This window comes from Polaribacter sp. Hel1_33_78 (genome assembly GCF_900106075.1).
GTDB lineage: Bacteria > Bacteroidota > Bacteroidia > Flavobacteriales > Flavobacteriaceae > Polaribacter.
Genome location: NZ_LT629794.1, coordinates 3088431 through 3105573 on the forward strand (window position 1 = coordinate 3088431; position 17143 = coordinate 3105573).

Here is a 17143-nt window from a genome sequence, read left to right on the forward strand (position 1 = left end):
TTTGTTGACAATCAAACTAAAACAAAATTATAAAACTAAAACGCCTAAAATTACAAAATGTTTCTTGAAAATACAGTAAATCATACAGAACAATTTGGCTGGATAGAAGTTATTTGTGGCTCTATGTTTTCTGGTAAAACAGAAGAATTAATTAGACGTTTAAAGCGTGCACAATTTGCAAAACAAAGTGTAGAAATTTTTAAACCTGCTCTTGATACGCGTTATGATGAAGAGCAAGTTGTTTCGCATAATGATAATAGAATCAGATCAACACCTGTACCGGTTTCTTCAAATATTAGGCTGTTAGCCAATGATGTAGATGTTATTGGTATTGATGAAGCTCAGTTTTTTGATGATGAAATTGTTGCTGTTTGTAATGATTTAGCAAACCGAGGAATACGAGTAATTGTCGCCGGTTTAGATATGGACTTTCAAGGAAATCCTTTTGGCCCAATGCCTGCTTTAATGGCAACTGCGGAATATGTGACTAAAGTACATGCGGTTTGCACACACACAGGTAACTTAGCACATTACAGTTTTAGAAAAGCACAAAATGACAAATTGGTAATGTTAGGTGAGACTCAGGAATATGAACCTTTAAGCAGAGCTGCATATTTTAAAGCTGTCAAAAATAAAGAGAAAGGAATTACTGATAAAAAAGAAAGTTCTACTGATGAATAATCATGTAACTGTTTTAGAAATTGATGGAAATGCTTTAGAACATAACCTAAATTATTTTAAACAAAAACTACAACCAAAAACCAAAATTTTAGCAGTTGTTAAAGCTTTTGGCTACGGAAGTGATGGCATTAAAGTTGCTCAATTTTTAGAAGATAAAGTAGATTATTTTGCAGTTGCTTATGCTTCTGAAGGTATTGCTTTGCGTGAAGCAGAAATAAAAGCTCCGATTTTAGTTTTACACCCTCAAGTACAAAATTTACAGTCTATTGTAGATTATAGATTAGAACCAAATCTATACAGTTTTAAAATTTTTAATGCTTTCTTAAATTTAGCGGATACAGCTCCTTTAATGAATTACCCTATTCATTTAAAGTTTAACACAGGTTTAAATAGATTAGGATTTTGGCATGCAGATATTTCTAAAATTTTAACGAGTTTAAAAGAAACAAATCACGTAAAAGTGCAATCTTTATTTTCGCATTTAGCGGCGAGTGAAGATTTAGAAGAAAAAGATTTTACAACAAATCAAATCAATAATTTTGCATACATAGCACAACAATTTTACACGCATTTAGGTTACAAACCTATGCTTCATATTTTAAATACATCTGGTGTTGTAAATTATGTAAAAGCCCAATTTGATATGGTTAGGATTGGCATTGGTTTATATGGGTTTGGAAATAATACCGAAGAAACATCTCAATTAAAGAACACACATAATTTAACCTCTATTATTTCTCAAATTCACTTCATTGAGCCCGGAGAAACGGTAGGCTACAATAGAGCTTTTGTTGCAAAAAGACCAAGTAAATCAGCAACAATACCGATTGGTCATGCAGATGGAATATCTAGAAGATTAGGTAATAAAAAAGGACATGTACTCATCAACAATAAAAAAGCACCTATTATTGGTAATGTCTGTATGGATATGATTATGGTTGATGTTACAAAGATTGAGTGTAAAGAAGGTGATAAAGTTATCATTTTTAATAATCAAGAAATGATACAAAATATTGCTAATATTTCTGAAACTATTGTTTATGAAACCTTAACTGCAATTTCACAGCGTGTTAAAAAAACGTTAAAATATTAATAAATTTCACTAATTTAGCATTCTAACATATTAAAAATCAAAACAAATGGGAATGCTTAAAGAATTTAAAGATTTTGCAATGAAGGGTAACCTTATCGATATTGCGGTAGGTTTTGTTATGGGGGCAGCTTTTAAACAAGTTGTAACTTCTTTTACAGGAGGAATTGTTTCTCCTTTAATTGGCCTGATATTTAACACTGATTTCAAAGATTTAAAATGGATTGTTAAAGAAGGTATTATTGAAGATACAGGAAAAGTTGTTGGAGAAGTTGCAGTTTTATATGGAGATTTCTTAACAAACGTAATCGACTTTATTATTGTAGCTTTTGTAATGTTCATAATTGTAAAAGGTGTAAATGCAACTAAAAAGAAAGAAGAGCCAGCACCAGTTGCTCCAAAAGGACCGAGTCAAGAAGATTTATTAGCTGAAATAAGAGATTTATTAGCTAAAAAGAAATAATCTTTTAAGAAGTAAACTTATATATAAATCCTTTTTATTTTAAAAGAAAGAAAAGCCTATCCCGAAGGAAACACTATCCAACCTATTGTTTTCAAAACCATAAATACTTTTTCTGTGAAAATCTAATCTTAAAATTGTATTCCATCTATCACCACCTGCTACTTGAGATCCAATTCCAAAACTATAATACTTTCCATCTGGATAATTAGATGAGGGGCGCCACATTTTACCATAACTCCCTTCAATAAAAAAAGTATCCCCTTCATCTTCAGTAATATTGTACTTTATAGTCCCATAAGTTGGAAAAGCACTTACAGCATAATTCCAATGATAATCAAATCCAGCATTAAAACTAATAGCAACCCTTTTTTTAAATTCATAGCCAAAACCTGTTCTTAAAAAAATTGCAGCTGGTTCAATAAGATATTCACCTTCCTCATTATTTATGGTGTAATTTTCATTGATACCAAGCGTAAAATTAAAAGTACCTGTAATAAAAGATTTCCCAAATTTTTCTTGAGATGAAGATAGTAATGTGATAAATAAGAAGATTAAAGATAGATTTTTTTTCATAAAATAGCTTTTGTCACAACCTTGGGGACAAAAACTATTCCACTTTTAGACTTTTAATAAAACCCTCAATAGAATTTGATTTATCAACAGAAAAATCACCGATTTTTGTTCTTCTTAATGCTGATAAATGCGCACCAGAATTTAATGCATTTCCAAAATCGGAAGCTAAAGAACGAATGTAGGTTCCTTTACTACAAACTACTTTAAAGTCTACTTTTGGCAGATTAATAGTAGTAATTTCGAATTCTAAAACCTTAACAATCCTGGCCTTAATTTCTGTAGTTTCGCCTTTTCTTGCCAATTCGTATAAACGTTTTCCATCTTTTTTAATTGCAGAAAAAATAGGTGGTTTTTGTTGAATATCACCAATAAATTGTTTTGTAGTTTCTTTTAATAAATCTTCAGTAATATGTTCTGTCGGAAATTTTTTATCGATTTCTGTTTCTAAATCGTAACTTGGAGTGGTTGCACCTAGAGTAAATGTACCTGTATACTCTTTTACTTGATTTTGATAGGTATGAATTTCTTTCGTTTGTTTTCCTGTGCAAATAATTAACAGACCTGTTGCTAAAGGATCTAAAGTCCCTGCGTGACCCACTTTAATTTTCTTAATATTAAAGCGCTGTTTTATTTCCCACCGTAGTTTGTTCACGACCTGAAAAGAGGTCCAAGTAAGTGGTTTGTCAATCAATAAAACCTGACCTTTTTGATACTCTTCAATATTCATCAAAAAAAATTAAATGGTTAATCTATAAATGAAAAAATGAATGATTAACAATGTAATTCCTAAAATAATTCTATAGTAACCAAAAATTTTAAACCCTTTTCTACTTAAATAATCAATGAAAGATTTAATCGCGATTAAAGCAACTATAAAAGCTACAATATTACCAATAATTAGATAATTAATTTGATCTGAAGAAAGTTCGAAACCTGCTTTATAATAGTCGTAACTTTTTTTTGCAGTAGCTCCCAACATTGTTGGAACTGCCAAAAAGAAAGAAAATTCTGCTGCAGTTTTTCTATTAATTTTTTGCGTCATTCCTCCTACAATGCTTGCTCCACTTCTCGAGGTACCAGGAATCATCGCTAAACATTGAAAAAAACCAATTTTTAAAGCATTCGCATAACTTATTTCTGTGTGTTCATTTGGATTTTTCTCATCAAATTCTTCATTTCCCTTAAACCATTCATCAACTTTTAATAGAATGAAACCTCCTATTATTAGAGAAATTGCCACAGTAATTGGGCTTTCTAATAAACTATCTATTACATCATTTAATAATAAGCCTAAAACAACTGCGGGTATAAATGCCACTAATAGTTTAAAATAAAAATCAAAACTTTGAAAAAAACGTTTCCAATATAAAACGACCACGGATAAAATGGCCCCTAATTGAATAACAATAGTAAAAAGTTTGGTAAAATCATCCGTTGCAATTCGCATAAAAGATGATGCTATAATCATGTGACCTGTTGATGATACCGGTAAAAACTCTGTGATTCCTTCAATTACAGCTAGAATGATCGTCTCTAATAAATTCATATTTATTTTTTTGGTTTGGCAAAAATAGCATAAATTTCTATTACCAATCCAATAATTACCAAAGTTGGGGCTAATCGTATACGCTGCCAGTTATATATTTCTTCATTAAAAACCTCTGGATTATCACTTCCACCTCCGGACATGAAAATAAATCCTAAAGCAATAAAAACGATGCCAACAAGCATGATTCTATAGTTCTTTTGACCAAAGAGAAATTCTTTTTTTTGATTATTTTCTTTTTGCATATTTTAATAATAAAGTTCGTCTGTTTTTAAATTTAAAAAGCGCTGTGTGGCAAAGAATGTGCTTACCCACGTAATTATAAAGGCTGATAAAAGTACACCACCAACTAAATATCCTAACGAAAAGTAATCTTTTAAAAGTTCTAAACCTGGTATGTATTTATCTACATAATAAATTACAAATGCCAGCCCTATCAAAGCGAATAAAGCGCCAATCATTCCTAATTTTATACTTCTCCAAATAAATGGCTTTCTGATAAATCGTTTTGTTGCGCCAACCATTTGCATAGTTTTTATATTAAATCGTTTTGAGTAAATAGACAATCTTATGGAACTATTAATTAAAATCATTGCAACTAGACTAAAAAAACCACTGAAGACGAATAGCCAAAAACTGATTCTTTTAATATTTTTAGTTAATAAATTAATTAAAGGTTTATCATATGAAACATCTGCTACAAATGCATTTTTTAAAAAGCGATTTTCTAATTCTTGTATTTTTTCTGGTGTAACAAAATCTGCTTTTAGATAAATATCTATCCCATTTTTCAAAGGATTACTCCCTAAAAATTCAAGGAAATCTTCACCAATTTCTTTGCTATATTTTTTTGCTGCTTGTGTTTTACTTGTATAAATAGCTTTTTTTGTAAAAATTTCTTCTAAAAGAGATTCTCTAAACGATTTTATTTGTTTTTGAGTTACCTTGTCTTTTATAAAAAGTGTAATGGCCACTTTTTCTTTGACATGATTTGCAACTTTAGTAGACTTTAATAAAATCAACCCTAAAACACCCACCATAAAAAGCACCAAAGCAATACTAACTACAACTGAAATGTAAGAAGATTGCAGGCGTCTTTTTTGATAAGAATCAAACTTAGATGACATGGTGTATTTGCTTTTAAAATCATTGCAAGATAATAATTAGTATGCAGTTGACAGTAACAGTTAGCAGTATTTTAACTATTCTATTTCTTGGCACAACTCGATTAAAACTCCGTTTGTAGTTTTGGGATGTAAAAAAGCAACCAATTTATTATCTGCCCCTTTTTTAGGTATTTCATTTAAGACAACAAAACCTTCTTTTTTCAGTCTTTCAATTTCCGTTTTTATGTTTGAAACTGCAAATGCAATATGATGAATTCCTTCTCCTTTTTTATTGATAAATTTTGCAATGGGACTTTCTGGGTTTGTTGCTTGCAGTAATTCAATTTTATTAGGCCCACTTTTAAAAAAAGAGGTTTTAACTCCCTCTGAAATCACTTCCTCTTCTTTGTAATGTTCTTCCCCAAATAATGAAGCAAATAATTTATTTGATACCTTAAGATCTTTTACAGCAATACCAATGTGTTCTATTTTTTTCATATGATAAGAATATTATTCTGCAATAATAGTGATATTATCTAATTCATACGTCCCATCAAAATAAACATTTCCGCTACCTGCATATCTAAAAGCAATAAAAGCAGTACCAGTATAATTTGATAAATTTACAAAAGTAGAATGCACCCAATTTTTAAAGCCTTCTCCATTAGAAACTATTTTTGCTGGTAAAACACTCCAAGTTGCAGAGGATATATTTGATTCAGTTCCATCCCAATCTGTAGAGATTAAGACTTCTAAATTACTTCCGTTTGCAAAACTATTAGAGGTTTCAAAGGATAAAAATTCTGCTGTAGTTGTGTCTAAATCTATCCCTTTTGTAAGCAACCAAGTAATTGTACTTGCATCTCCTGAGCTTTTAGAACCCACTCTTGCTGCTTTACTTTGAGCATACGTATCTGAATAAGATCTCCAAGATTTTGTGCCTTTTTCTCTATAATTCAACCAATCTGTAATTCTTATTTCTCCAGATAAATTATCAAAATTTTCTTCTAATAAAATGATTGGAAAATCGCTTTCAGAACGCGTTACACATCTATCTTCGGACATTACAACATCTTCTGTAGAATTTAAAACTAACACCAAAAAATGACCATTATAATCTTGAGAAACAACTGCATTTATGGTACCGCCTCCAACAGGTAATGCCTTATTTGCAAAACTTGCAAACGAACTAGTCTCTAACAATAAATCTGCATAACCCACTGTTTGACAAGTTTGTATTTTACGCTGTGTATCAAAATCTTCTGTTGGATCTACATACGTTTTCCCTTCTAAATTAGATGGAAAGAAGACGCCTTTTACGGTTATAAATGTACCAATATCTGAAGCGCTTAAACCTGCTAAAGAAACTTCTTTTGGAATAATTATTGCTGTTTCCTTAGAACGAAAAAAATGAGTATTCATTTGATTTAAAGCAACACTTTGTATTTCTTTTACATCCGTTGTACTAACTTTTCCACCAATTGTAATTATGCCATCACCGGAATTAACTTCACCGATATACAAGCCTTTTAAACGAATATAAACTTCTCTTCCGAAGTTGAATTTATTATAACTATTAGTTAAATTAATGGCTATTTTAATTCCTGCTGTCGGGTTTTCAGCTGCATCCTGCATATAAAATTCTCTAAAATAATTACCTTTAGCATCCGAAGAGATAACATATCCTTTTACGATAATATCGGAAACTATTTTTATAGGATCATTACCTGAATTATATAAACTTTTTAAATCTTTTATCGATTTTAATTCTAATTGATTGTTTTGAATACTGTCTATAATTGTCTCTAATTTTAGATTCTCTTCAGCTCCTAAATTTTGGGGTACTGTAAAATCATTATCTTCTACACAGGCAATAAAAAACATACTTGTTATAAAAATAATGAATAAGATGCTTGCTTTATTTTTTTCCATTTCAATTTATTTTTTTTTAAAAACTAATATTCACATTCATAAAGTAGGTTGTGCCTCTTCCATACCAATATTTATTACCAAAAACAGGTTTGTTTAGCGCTTTATCAGCTCTTAATTCATTATAATTTGCATTTCTACCTTGCTCAAATCCTCCAGATTTATACTCCGTATTTAGTAGGTTATTTACCGTTGCGAATGCACTAATGTAATACCTCTCTATCTTCCAAGATTTTCCTCCAACAAGGTTTACAACTTTATAATTATTAAATTTTTCTTGCTGCAAAAGCTCTCTAGCAACCTCTATATCATAATCCGGAAATGTTAAACCATCTGCATCTGTATAAAAATTACTGGATCTTGTTAATGGTGCAATATCTACAAAAGTGTTGCTAAAGAAATTTGCCGTTGCACCAATCCACCAATAATTTGGGTCTCTATATTCAAAACCAACAGAATGTGCAGTGTGAGGTCCTGCTGCAATTTTATAGTTTTTTAAATTTGATATGTAATTTCCTGAACGACCGTTTTCATCAAAAATTCCTTCATTTGTAACGTCTGAAGTAAGATGCAAATCAGGATTATTAGCATAGGTAAAACTACCAATAGAAGCTGCTCCTTTTAATTTTATGGTTGGCGTAACTTGTGCTTCTAAACCAAATTCTAGTCCAAGCTGTTTCTTTTCAATCCCTGATAAAATTTCTTGAACAAAAGCAGTGTTATCTCCTCCAACTCCATCAGCAAAATAAAAAGAAATTTCAGTTGCATCCTCTATCTCGGTATAGTAAGTGGTTACTCTAGAAGTAATTATCGGACCTCTTCTAATATAACTTACATCCAAAGAAAATACTTTTTCACTCTGTAAATCATTAACTATATTGTTATTCTCTCTAGCATTAGAAAAAGAGTTTCTAATGGTTGGCGCTTGCGTTAAATAAGCAAAATTTGCATCTATTAAATTACGCCCATTAATTTTATACGTTGCGCCTGTTTTTATACCATAGTTAATGAAATTTAATTTCTCTGATTTCCCAAAAGAACTATTTTCAAAACGACCATTTTGATACAAACCTTCTCTTTGATTTGTTATTTTAGAAATCTTTGCAGCTGCATAAAAATCTATTTTATTGTATTTAAACTGTACCTGTGCAAAAGCATTAATTAGAACTGAACTTAAATTAAAATTATATCTAAATTTATCACCAACACCAACAACTCTGTTTGGATTTAATACATCATTTTGCATTTGCACTTCTGTATCTGCAAAATTATTGATGTCTAAATAGCCGACTCCTCCTAATAAGTCGAGAACTTCTGCAAAATTTTTAGAACGTAAACCTTTGTATTCTAATTTTCCGTTTATAGAAATATTATTATTAATCTCTGCATTGTAAATGGTATTTATGGTAAATTGTTTGTCATCATTTCTATCCTCATACAAAACATACGCATTGTTTAAGGCAACACTTGCATTGGTGGTATTTGCATCAAAAATACGATCCCAGTTTAATTGCCCGTTATTTACAAAGTTTTCTTGGGCATTATAGGCACCGGATAAATCATTATATCTCAGAAAGTAACTTGGTAATATTTGGTAATACGAAGGACTAGGATTTGAGCCTCCGTTAAAATCTAAACGACTATTTCCTATTTTCCCAAACTGATAAGATCCATTTGTTTGTAATGTTGCATTTTCTGAAACATTCCAATAATGACTGAACATTAAAATGGGTTCTACAACTTCTTTTATTCTGGAATTACGTTTTTTTCCATTGAGATTCCCCCAATACTCATTATACTTAATTCCTTTTAAATCGAAAACTTCTTGGGTGTTAGGCGAAGATTTACCTCTTCTATTTGGGGTAAAAATTCCTGTAAAATTTAGACTGTGATTCTCGTTAATTTTCTTCTCTATAGATGCGAAAACAGCATATGCATTGTAAGAAGTTCCTTCATTAAAACCTTCGTTTCCTAATCTCCTACTTGCGGAAAAAGTCATCGCCCAACCTTTTTCAGAAATACCTGTAGAATGCGTTGCCATAACTCTATGCTCATAACTTCTATTGGATGAAGAATAAGAGATTCTTGTTCCAGGTCTTTGCTGCGAAGCTCTCGTATCCATGTTTGTAGATCCTAAAACACCTCCAAAAGTAAAATTAGACGGGGATAAACCATTACTAAATTCTTGATTCCTTAAAACATCATTGAGTCCGCCCCAATTGCTCCATTGCGCCCTGCCATCATAAACCTTGTTCATTTCAATTCCGTTAATTAAAACTTTACCGTTTCCAGAATCCAATCCTTTTATTCTAAAAAAAGAAGAACTAAACTCAAAAGCAGCAGTTCTTAAAAAAACATCTTTTGAAGCATGCAAAAGTCCAGAGATATTATCGGCAGCACTTGCATCATTATTTAATTCATCATCTGTAATTGTAATAATACTTAAATCTTGTTCCTCTGTAATATCTTTGTATAAAATGATTGAACCTAAATCCAAGGTCTTTCCAGAGAGTTCTATAGGAAAATTCTGAGTTTCAAATCCATTAAATTTAATTTCTAAAACGCAGCTTCCGTTGGAAAGATCTTTTAACTGAAAGAATCCATTTATATCTGATTTAGTAATAACATTTGTGTTTTTAACACGCACAAAGACATTCGATAATGGGCTTTCAGAATTATTATCTACGACAATTCCTATTATAATATTTTGGGAATATATTGTTGTAAAGCACAACAGAAACAGAACTATTAATATAATAGTTTTATTCATAATTTTTTCTTTTTCAATTTTATAGCAAAGTAAAACTACTGATTTTTAGTTAAAAAAAGACAGCCAAAAGAATTTTTTATTTTTAATGATGCTTTTTGTTCTGTAAGTTTGTGGTTAATAAAAACTAAAAAAATGAAGAAGAAAACCTATTTACTATTTCTCTTAATGTTCACTATATGTGTCACTTTTTCACAGAAAAATCAAAATAAATACTCGATTAGAACCATTGCTTTTTACAATTTAGAAAACCTTTTTGACACTATAAATGATACTTCTATTAATGATGAAGCTAGCCCGATGATGGAGTTAAAATCAAACAGGTCCAAAGTTTATTGGGACAAGATTGATAAGCTAGCAAGTACGATTGCACAAATAGGATTAGATAAAGCAAATACGAGTCCTGCAATTATCGGGGTTTCCGAAGTAGAGAACCTAGGTGTTATAGAAGATTTGGTTAAAAATAAGCATTTAGTAAAAAATAATTACGGAATAATACATTACGATTCGCCTGACAAACGCGGAATTGATGTAGCCTTATTATATCAAAAAAAGTATTTTAAACCTATATATCATGAAGCTTTTAATCCTAATATTTATAAAAATAATTTTAAAGTATATACCAGAGATCAGTTATTAGTTTCTGGTTATTTAGACGATGAATTAATTCATGTTATTGTAAATCATTGGCCATCTAGAAGTGGTGGTGAAGCAAAGAGCAGGCCTTTACGCGAGAAAGCCGCATATCAAAACACAAAAATTATTGATCAAATTAGGGAAAACGACCCAAACGCTAAAATTCTTATTTTAGGTGATTTTAATGATGACCCTATAAACTCTAGTTTTAAAAACATTTTAAAAACAAAAAGAAAAAAGAAAAATGTAGGGAAAAACGATATTTACAATCCGTATGAGGATCTTTTTACAAGAGGCTTTAACACCCTAGTTTACAGAGATAATTTGAATCTTTTTGATATGATTTTAATTTCATCACCATTATTAGATAGAGGCGTAAAAGATTTTTCTAATTACAAAATGTTTCAAGCGATGATTTTTAATAAACGCTTTTTAAGTGATAAAAAGGGGAAATTTAAAGGTTATCCCTTTAGAAGTTTTTCTAATGGTGGGTATACTGGTGGTTATTCAGATCATTACCCTGTTTATATGTATTTAATTAAAGAGAAAAAGTAAACATAACTTTATAAAATAGAAAAACCCGTAACTTTAAAAGTTACGGGTTTTTTTGATAAAAAATTATTGCCTTTTACGAGTATAAAAATTAATCTCTAGGAGATTTAAATCTATAATGTAAGTATGTGTAAGCATCTCTAGGTATAATAGTAATCCACTTTTTGTGTTTTAAATACCATTTAAAACGAATAGAATTTACGCCTTTTAATAAATAAGCAGCGATAAAAGGATGCAAGTGTAATTGTATCTTTTTATTTTTTGGATTAGAAATAAATTTTTCTAAATCTGCTTGAATTTTGTCTAATAAGACAATTGGCGCTTCTACATCTCCATTTTTATTTGGGTTGGCTTCGGTAGTTTTTATACTTAACTCTGGTCTAACCCTTTGTCTTGTAATTTGCACCAAACCAAATTTACTTGGAGGTAATATTTTATGTTTTGTTCTATCTAAAGCCATTTGCTCTTTTAAGTGCTGATACAGTTTGTTTCTGTTTTCAGCCTTATGCATATCAATAAAATCAACAACTATAATCCCGCCCATATCACGCAATTGCAATTGACGTGCTATTTCTGTAGCTGAAATTAAATTTACTTCTAATGCTGTATCTTCTTGAGAGCCTGCTTTATTAGAACGGTTTCCGCTATTAACATCAATAACGTGTAAAGCTTCTGTGTGCTCTATTACTAGATACGCACCTCTGCTCATAGAAACTGTTTTACCAAACGATGTTTTTATTTGTCTTTCTATTCCATATTTTTCAAAAATTGGAGTTTCAGACTTGTGCAACTTTACTATTTTTTCTTTTTCAGGATAAATCTCTTGTAGATATTCTTTAATTTCTACTTTCAAAGTTTCATCATTTGTTACAATACTTGTAAAAGTTTCATTCATAACGTCTCTTAAAATAGAAGACGCCCTGTTTAATTCGCTCAAAATTTTTGTTGGTGTATTTGTGTTAGCTATGCTTTTACACATTTTTTTCCAACGTTCTAATGAGTTTTGCAAATCTTTATCTAATTCCGCCACCTTTTTTCCTTCGGCAACAGTTCTTAAAATAACGCCAAAACCTTTTGGTTTTATGCTTTTTGCTAATCTTTTTAATCGTTCTTTTTCTTTTGGGTCTTCAATTTTTTGAGAAACTGAAACTCTGTTAGAAAAAGGAACTAATACCAAAAATCTACCAGCTATTGAAAGCTCTGAACTTAATCTTGGGCCTTTTGTAGAAATTGGCTCTTTTACAATTTGTACTAAAAGGTTTTGACCTGTTTTTAGTACCTTATTTATACTACCGTCTTTGTTAATTTCTTCCTCAAATCGGAAGTTTTTTAAAGTGAATTCTTTATACCTACCTGTGCTTACTTTCTTAATGAACGTATTTAATGAGTTTACTTGCGCACCTAAATCATGATAATGTAAAAACCCGTCTTTTGGGTATCCTACATTTACAAAGGCTGCATTTAAACCTGTTAATACCTTTCCTATTTTGGCTAAAAAAATATCGCCAACAGAAAATTTATTACCAGTTGTTTCATTATTTAATTCAATAAGTTTTCCATCTCTTAATAAGGCAAAATCAATATCAGATGAATTTGAACGAATTATTAATTCTGTTTTCATACTGAAATGGTTTTAATCTACACTTCATTGTGCAGATGGATTAATATTGTCAGGTATTTGTAATACCGTGAGAAGATTTACTGCTTTACACAGCGTGTAAATCTTCGGATGTCAATGAACTTTTTTTAATTGATTTTTTCGTTAAACAATAAACGAAAAAGTAAGCATTTGCTTACTTTTTCTTGTGTCTATTTGCTCTAGCTCTTTTCTTTCTTTTGTGTGTAGAGATTTTTGCTCTCTTTCTTTTTTTACCACTTGGCATAATGTTCTTTTGTTTTTTAAACCTATTCGGCTTAGATTAATATTGTGTTACTTAACAGCTACTTTATTTTTTACTCCTTCAGTAAAAGTTTTCGCTGGTTTAAAAGCTGGAATGTTGTGTGCTGGAATTTTAATAGTCGTATTTTTTGAAATATTTCTACCTGTTTTCTCTGCTCTAGTTTTAATAATAAAACTACCAAAACCTCTTAAATAAACGTTATCCCCATTTTCCAATGCATCTTTAACTTCAGTCATAAACGCCTCAACTGTTGCTAAAACATCTGTCTTTTCTATACCAGATTTGTCTGAAATTTTCGATACGATATCTGCTTTCGTCATGTTTCTATTTTTACTATATTTTTATTAATTTACTTTCAAAAATGCGGATGCAAATATATGATAATTAATCAATTCCGAAAAGATAAAGACTTAAATTTATATGAATTTTAAAATGTAATATTGTAAATCTATTTTTTATCGATGAAATTTTCTAATACATTAATTTACTGGTACTTACAAAACAACAGAGAATTGCCTTGGCGTAAAGTCAATAATCCATACTTTATTTGGCTATCAGAGATTATGTTACAGCAAACAAGAGTTGCACAAGGAATGGCCTATTATTTAAAATTTACTGAAAATTTTCCAACTGTTTTTGATCTCGCTAAAGCGGATGAAAGCACTGTTTTAAAAATGTGGCAAGGTTTAGGATATTACTCCCGTGCAAGAAATTTACATCACTCAGCAAAACAAATAGCCATCGAATTTAATGGTGAATTTCCGTCTACCTACAAAGAAATAATTAAACTAAAAGGTATAGGAGATTATACCGCTTCTGCAATTGCATCGATTTGTTTTAATGAACCAACTGCTGTAGTAGACGGAAATGTTTACAGAGTTTTGTCTCGTTATTTTGGCATTAAAACACCTATAAATTCATCAACGGGAATTAAAGAATTTAAAGCTTTAGCTCAAACTTTAATAAATAAATCTCAACCAGGAACTCACAATCAAGCAATTATGGATTTTGGCGCACTTCTTTGCAAGCCTCAAAATCCTTTATGCGAAACTTGCCCTTTGGCGGATAGCTGTGTGGCTTTGGCAAAGAAATTGATAAAAGAACTTCCCGTAAAAGAAAAAAAAATAAAAGTGAGAAATAGATATTTTAACTTTCTAGTTGTTAAAACTGATGATGGAAAAACAATTTTATCAGAAAGAAAAGGAAAAGGAATTTGGCAAGGGTTATATCAATTCCCTTTAATTGAAAGTGATAAGAGCATCAACAAAAACGAACTTGTTTCTTTAGAGGAATTTATAAATTTATTTCCACATATAACAACTTTATCACTCTTCAATAAAAAAGAAATAGTGCATAAATTATCTCATCAGCACTTATACACACAATTCTGGGTTGTAGAGGTGTTAGCGTCATCAGCAGCAAAAATAAAATGGAACGTTGTTCATAAATATCCTGTTCCTGTTTTAATTGCTAATTTCTTAGAGACCTTTCAAATTAAAAAGTAATTGAATTTTTTAGTATATTTGATATGAAAACACAAATGCTATGGCAGGTACAATAAATAAGGTAATTTTAATCGGTAATTTAGGTGATGATGTGAAAATGCATTATTTCGAAGGAGGTAATTCTATTGGAAGATTCCCTATTGCAACAAGCGAAAGTTATACAAATAAACAAACTGGAGAAAAAGTATCAACTACCGATTGGCATAATATTGTTGTTAGAAATAAGCTGGCAGAAATTTGCGAAAAATATTTATCAAAAGGGGATAAAGTGTATGTTGAAGGAAAATTAAAAAACCGTCAATGGGAACAAGACGGAGTGAAACGTTATTCGACCGAAATTCATGTAAATGAAATGACTTTTTTAACGACTAAAAAGAGTCTTGAAAACACGAACAATGCTCCTCAAAACCAAAACTCTTCTGCAAGTCCAAAGTCAGTTGTAAAAGAAGAAAATGATGATTTACCTTTTTAATTTGCTAAACTTTTAGAATTTGGACCCAGATCCCGAACCTTTATTTCTATTATCTACTTCAATTGATTTTTTAAATGTAATTAATGCCTTTGTTTTAATTGCTTTGCTTTTAAGTTCTGCATTAATTTCCGGAACAGAAGTTGCCTTTTTTTCGCTTTCCCAAACAGATTTAAACAAACTTTCAAATGGTGGAAAAGGAGGAGATATTATTGTAAAACTACTCGAAAAACCTAGAAAATTATTGGCTACGATTTTAATCACGAATAATTTCATCAATATTTTAATTGTGTTGTTATTTGCTTCTTTAGCAGAAAGTTTATTTAATAATTTTACGTATCAGCTAAATCTTTATTTTTTTATAATTCCAGTTCGTTTTTTAGTTGAAATAATACTAGTGACTTTTTTAATTCTTTTATTTGGAGAGGTTTTACCAAAAGTCTATGCTTCTAGAAATGCGCTTCGCTTTTCAATAAAAATGTCTAAATTTATTCATCTCATAAATATTTTCTTAACGCCTTTTAGCATGCCTTTAATTGCGTTAACAAAGTTTATTGAAAAGAAGCTAGGGAACAAAAACACTAATTTCTCTGTTGAAACCTTATCGCAAGCCTTAGAGCTAACCTCTGAAGGAGCGACCACAAAAGAAGAACAAAAAATTTTAGAAGGTATTGTGAATTTTGGAAACACAGAAACTGTGCAAATCATGAAACCTAGAATAGATATTTTCGCGCTTTCTAGCGATGACAGTTATGAAGAGGTTTTAGATAAAATTCTTAAAAACGGATATTCTAGAAACCCTGTTTATAATGAAAACATAGACACTATTATTGGCGTTTTATATGCCAAAGATTTATTAGCACATTTAGATAAGAAAACTTTTAATTGGCAAAATTTAATTAGGGAAGCTTTTTTTGTTCCTGAAAATAAAAAATTAGATGACTTGTTGAGCGATTTTAAAGAGCGTAAAAATCACTTGGCAATTGTAGTTGATGAATATGGAGGTACAAGCGGATTGGTAACTTTAGAAGACGTTATTGAAGAGATTGTAGGGGATATAAATGATGAGTTTGATGATGATGATTTAGCTTATTCTAAAATTGATGAAAATACATACGTTTTTGAAGGCAAAACAAGCATCAAAGATTTCTGCAGAGTTTTAGATGATGAAGATGAAGAAATTTTTGAAGAAGAAAAAGGCGAGAGTGAGACAATTGCTGGTTTTATTTTAGAAATTTCGGGTAAATTCCCAAAAAAAGGAGAGAAAATAAACTTCAAAAATTATACGTTTACAATTGAAGCTTTAGATAAAAAACGTATAAGGCAAGTAAAAGCAACCAAAAATGCGTAATATTTTTATACTGATAATTTCACTTATTTTTATTTCTTGCAATGAAATTGTTTTACCAAAACCAAAAGCATATTTGAGTTTAGAGTACCCTAAAAAAGAATATAAAAAATTAGAAATTTCGGGGCCTTATACTTTTGAAATTTTAAAGGCTGCAAAGGTTATAGATGCTAAAAATTATTGGTTAAAAATACGGTATCCAAAATTAAAAGCATCCCTAGACATCACCTACAGACCTGTGGAAAACAATATAAAAGAACTCTTAACTGAGGCTGAAAAACTCGTTTTTAAACATGCGCTTAAAGCTGAACAAATTACACCTAAAGACTTTATAGACACGAATAAAAGAGTTTTTGGAAGTTTATATGAAATTACCGGAAATGCCGCTTCTCAAATACAATTTCACATCACGGATAGTACTACTAATTTTATAAAAGGATCATTGTCTTTTTATGCAAAACCAAACTACGATTCCATTCTACCTGCGGTTGCCTATATCAAGGAAGATATTCTGCGTTTAATAGAAACATTAGAGTGGAAAAATTAAAAAATTAACCGTATTGTTATGTATAGTCCA

At 30.3% G+C, this 17143-nt stretch carries 18 protein-coding genes; 8 read left to right on the forward strand and 10 right to left on the reverse strand.

Annotated elements, in window-relative coordinates; all coding sequences use genetic code 11:
- Positions 1-57 precede the first annotated feature (57 nt).
- The 3 genes from BLT88_RS13435 to mscL are packed head-to-tail and all read left to right on the forward strand — an operon-like array spanning position 58 to position 2234.
- A complete protein-coding gene (locus BLT88_RS13435) occupies positions 58-681 on the forward strand; it encodes a thymidine kinase (RefSeq protein ID WP_091955415.1) in 624 nt (207 codons plus the stop codon).
- Positions 674-1774 (forward strand): alanine racemase, encoded by a 1101-nt coding sequence (gene alr / locus BLT88_RS13440; protein ID WP_091955417.1) that lies wholly within the window; start codon positions 674-676, stop codon positions 1772-1774. The genes BLT88_RS13435 and alr overlap by 8 nt, the downstream gene beginning before the upstream one ends.
- Positions 1775-1826: 52 nt before the next feature.
- Entirely contained in the window at positions 1827-2234 is a 408-nt protein-coding gene (gene mscL, locus BLT88_RS13445; RefSeq protein ID WP_091955824.1) for a large conductance mechanosensitive channel protein MscL, read from the forward strand.
- A 39-nt stretch (positions 2235-2273) separates the two neighbouring features.
- On the opposite strand, the gene BLT88_RS13450 is transcribed toward mscL, so the two are convergent.
- From BLT88_RS13450 to BLT88_RS13485, 8 genes are all read right to left on the reverse strand, one after another.
- Positions 2274-2807 carry a hypothetical protein gene (locus tag BLT88_RS13450; RefSeq protein WP_091955420.1) on the reverse strand — a complete coding sequence of 178 codons (534 nt, stop codon included), beginning with the start codon at positions 2805-2807 and terminating at the stop codon, positions 2274-2276.
- Between the two features lie 34 nt (positions 2808-2841).
- Complete coding sequence (gene truB, locus BLT88_RS13455) at positions 2842-3534, reverse strand: tRNA pseudouridine(55) synthase TruB (protein ID WP_091955422.1); 693 nt, start codon at positions 3532-3534, stop codon at positions 2842-2844.
- Positions 3535-3543: 9 nt separating this feature from the next.
- On the reverse strand, positions 3544-4353 hold the full coding sequence (locus BLT88_RS13460; RefSeq protein ID WP_036782606.1) for an undecaprenyl-diphosphate phosphatase: 810 nt from the start codon (positions 4351-4353) through the stop codon (positions 3544-3546).
- Positions 4354-4355: 2 nt separating this feature from the next.
- Complete coding sequence (locus tag BLT88_RS13465; RefSeq protein WP_091955425.1) at positions 4356-4598, reverse strand: DUF3098 domain-containing protein; 243 nt, start codon at positions 4596-4598, stop codon at positions 4356-4358.
- Between the two features lie 3 nt (positions 4599-4601).
- The gene (locus tag BLT88_RS13470) at positions 4602-5480 is read right to left on the reverse strand and encodes an ABC transporter permease (RefSeq protein ID WP_036782602.1); all 879 of its coding nucleotides are present in this window, start codon (positions 5478-5480) and stop codon (positions 4602-4604) included.
- Positions 5481-5555: 75 nt separating this feature from the next.
- Entirely contained in the window at positions 5556-5957 is a 402-nt protein-coding gene (mce, locus tag BLT88_RS13475; protein ID WP_036782600.1) for a methylmalonyl-CoA epimerase, read from the reverse strand.
- A 12-nt stretch (positions 5958-5969) separates the two neighbouring features.
- Positions 5970-7391 (reverse strand): DUF5689 domain-containing protein, encoded by a 1422-nt coding sequence (locus BLT88_RS13480; protein WP_091955428.1) that lies wholly within the window; start codon positions 7389-7391, stop codon positions 5970-5972.
- Positions 7392-7407: 16 nt separating this feature from the next.
- Positions 7408-10158, reverse strand: coding sequence for a carboxypeptidase-like regulatory domain-containing protein (locus tag BLT88_RS13485; protein ID WP_091955429.1), 2751 nt, complete (start codon positions 10156-10158; stop codon positions 7408-7410).
- A 132-nt stretch (positions 10159-10290) separates the two neighbouring features.
- Here BLT88_RS13485 and BLT88_RS13490 point away from each other — a divergent pair, with 132 nt between their 5' ends.
- Entirely contained in the window at positions 10291-11346 is a 1056-nt protein-coding gene (locus tag BLT88_RS13490; protein ID WP_091955432.1) for an endonuclease/exonuclease/phosphatase family protein, read from the forward strand.
- A gap of 88 nt (positions 11347-11434) precedes the next feature.
- Here the strand turns inward: BLT88_RS13490 and BLT88_RS13495 are convergent, their stop codons facing one another.
- Positions 11435-12964, reverse strand: coding sequence for a ribonuclease E/G (locus BLT88_RS13495; RefSeq protein WP_091955434.1), 1530 nt, complete (start codon positions 12962-12964; stop codon positions 11435-11437).
- Between the two features lie 309 nt (positions 12965-13273).
- Entirely contained in the window at positions 13274-13564 is a 291-nt protein-coding gene (locus BLT88_RS13500; protein ID WP_015481675.1) for an HU family DNA-binding protein, read from the reverse strand.
- 141 nt (positions 13565-13705) lie between these two features.
- Between BLT88_RS13500 and mutY the strand changes: the two genes are divergently transcribed.
- Genes mutY through gldD form a run of 4 tightly spaced genes read left to right on the forward strand, consistent with a single transcriptional unit; the run spans position 13706 to position 17113 of the window.
- Positions 13706-14749, forward strand: coding sequence for an A/G-specific adenine glycosylase (mutY, locus tag BLT88_RS13505; protein WP_091955436.1), 1044 nt, complete (start codon positions 13706-13708; stop codon positions 14747-14749).
- A gap of 40 nt (positions 14750-14789) precedes the next feature.
- On the forward strand, positions 14790-15221 hold the full coding sequence (locus BLT88_RS13510; RefSeq protein ID WP_036782583.1) for a single-stranded DNA-binding protein: 432 nt from the start codon (positions 14790-14792) through the stop codon (positions 15219-15221).
- Between the two features lie 19 nt (positions 15222-15240).
- Positions 15241-16569 carry a gliding motility-associated protein GldE gene (gene gldE, locus BLT88_RS13515; RefSeq protein ID WP_091955438.1) on the forward strand — a complete coding sequence of 443 codons (1329 nt, stop codon included), beginning with the start codon at positions 15241-15243 and terminating at the stop codon, positions 16567-16569.
- Positions 16562-17113 (forward strand): gliding motility lipoprotein GldD, encoded by a 552-nt coding sequence (gene gldD / locus BLT88_RS13520; protein WP_091955441.1) that lies wholly within the window; start codon positions 16562-16564, stop codon positions 17111-17113. The genes gldE and gldD overlap by 8 nt, the downstream gene beginning before the upstream one ends.
- The last annotated feature ends 30 nt before the right edge of the window (positions 17114-17143 follow it).

Bases quoted from the DNA above. Each gene is read 5' to 3' on its own strand.
- BLT88_RS13435 (WP_091955415.1), top strand. From the start codon at position 58: ATGTTTCTTGAAAATACAGTAAATCATACAGAACAATTTGGCTGGATA.
- alr (WP_091955417.1), top strand. From the start codon at position 674: ATGAATAATCATGTAACTGTTTTAGAAATTGATGGAAATGCTTTAGAA.
- mscL (WP_091955824.1), top strand. From the start codon at position 1,827: ATGCTTAAAGAATTTAAAGATTTTGCAATGAAGGGTAACCTTATCGAT.
- BLT88_RS13450 (WP_091955420.1), bottom strand. From the start codon at position 2,807: ATGAAAAAAAATCTATCTTTAATCTTCTTATTTATCACATTACTATCT.
- truB (WP_091955422.1), bottom strand. From the start codon at position 3,534: ATGAATATTGAAGAGTATCAAAAAGGTCAGGTTTTATTGATTGACAAA.
- BLT88_RS13460 (WP_036782606.1), bottom strand. From the start codon at position 4,353: ATGAATTTATTAGAGACGATCATTCTAGCTGTAATTGAAGGAATCACA.
- BLT88_RS13465 (WP_091955425.1), bottom strand. From the start codon at position 4,598: ATGCAAAAAGAAAATAATCAAAAAAAAGAATTTCTCTTTGGTCAAAAG.
- BLT88_RS13470 (WP_036782602.1), bottom strand. From the start codon at position 5,480: ATGTCATCTAAGTTTGATTCTTATCAAAAAAGACGCCTGCAATCTTCT.
- mce (WP_036782600.1), bottom strand. From the start codon at position 5,957: ATGAAAAAAATAGAACACATTGGTATTGCTGTAAAAGATCTTAAGGTA.
- BLT88_RS13480 (WP_091955428.1), bottom strand. From the start codon at position 7,391: ATGGAAAAAAATAAAGCAAGCATCTTATTCATTATTTTTATAACAAGT.
- BLT88_RS13485 (WP_091955429.1), bottom strand. From the start codon at position 10,158: ATGAATAAAACTATTATATTAATAGTTCTGTTTCTGTTGTGCTTTACA.
- BLT88_RS13490 (WP_091955432.1), top strand. From the start codon at position 10,291: ATGAAGAAGAAAACCTATTTACTATTTCTCTTAATGTTCACTATATGT.
- BLT88_RS13495 (WP_091955434.1), bottom strand. From the start codon at position 12,964: ATGAAAACAGAATTAATAATTCGTTCAAATTCATCTGATATTGATTTT.
- BLT88_RS13500 (WP_015481675.1), bottom strand. From the start codon at position 13,564: ATGACGAAAGCAGATATCGTATCGAAAATTTCAGACAAATCTGGTATA.
- mutY (WP_091955436.1), top strand. From the start codon at position 13,706: ATGAAATTTTCTAATACATTAATTTACTGGTACTTACAAAACAACAGA.
- BLT88_RS13510 (WP_036782583.1), top strand. From the start codon at position 14,790: ATGGCAGGTACAATAAATAAGGTAATTTTAATCGGTAATTTAGGTGAT.
- gldD (WP_091955441.1), top strand. From the start codon at position 16,562: ATGCGTAATATTTTTATACTGATAATTTCACTTATTTTTATTTCTTGC.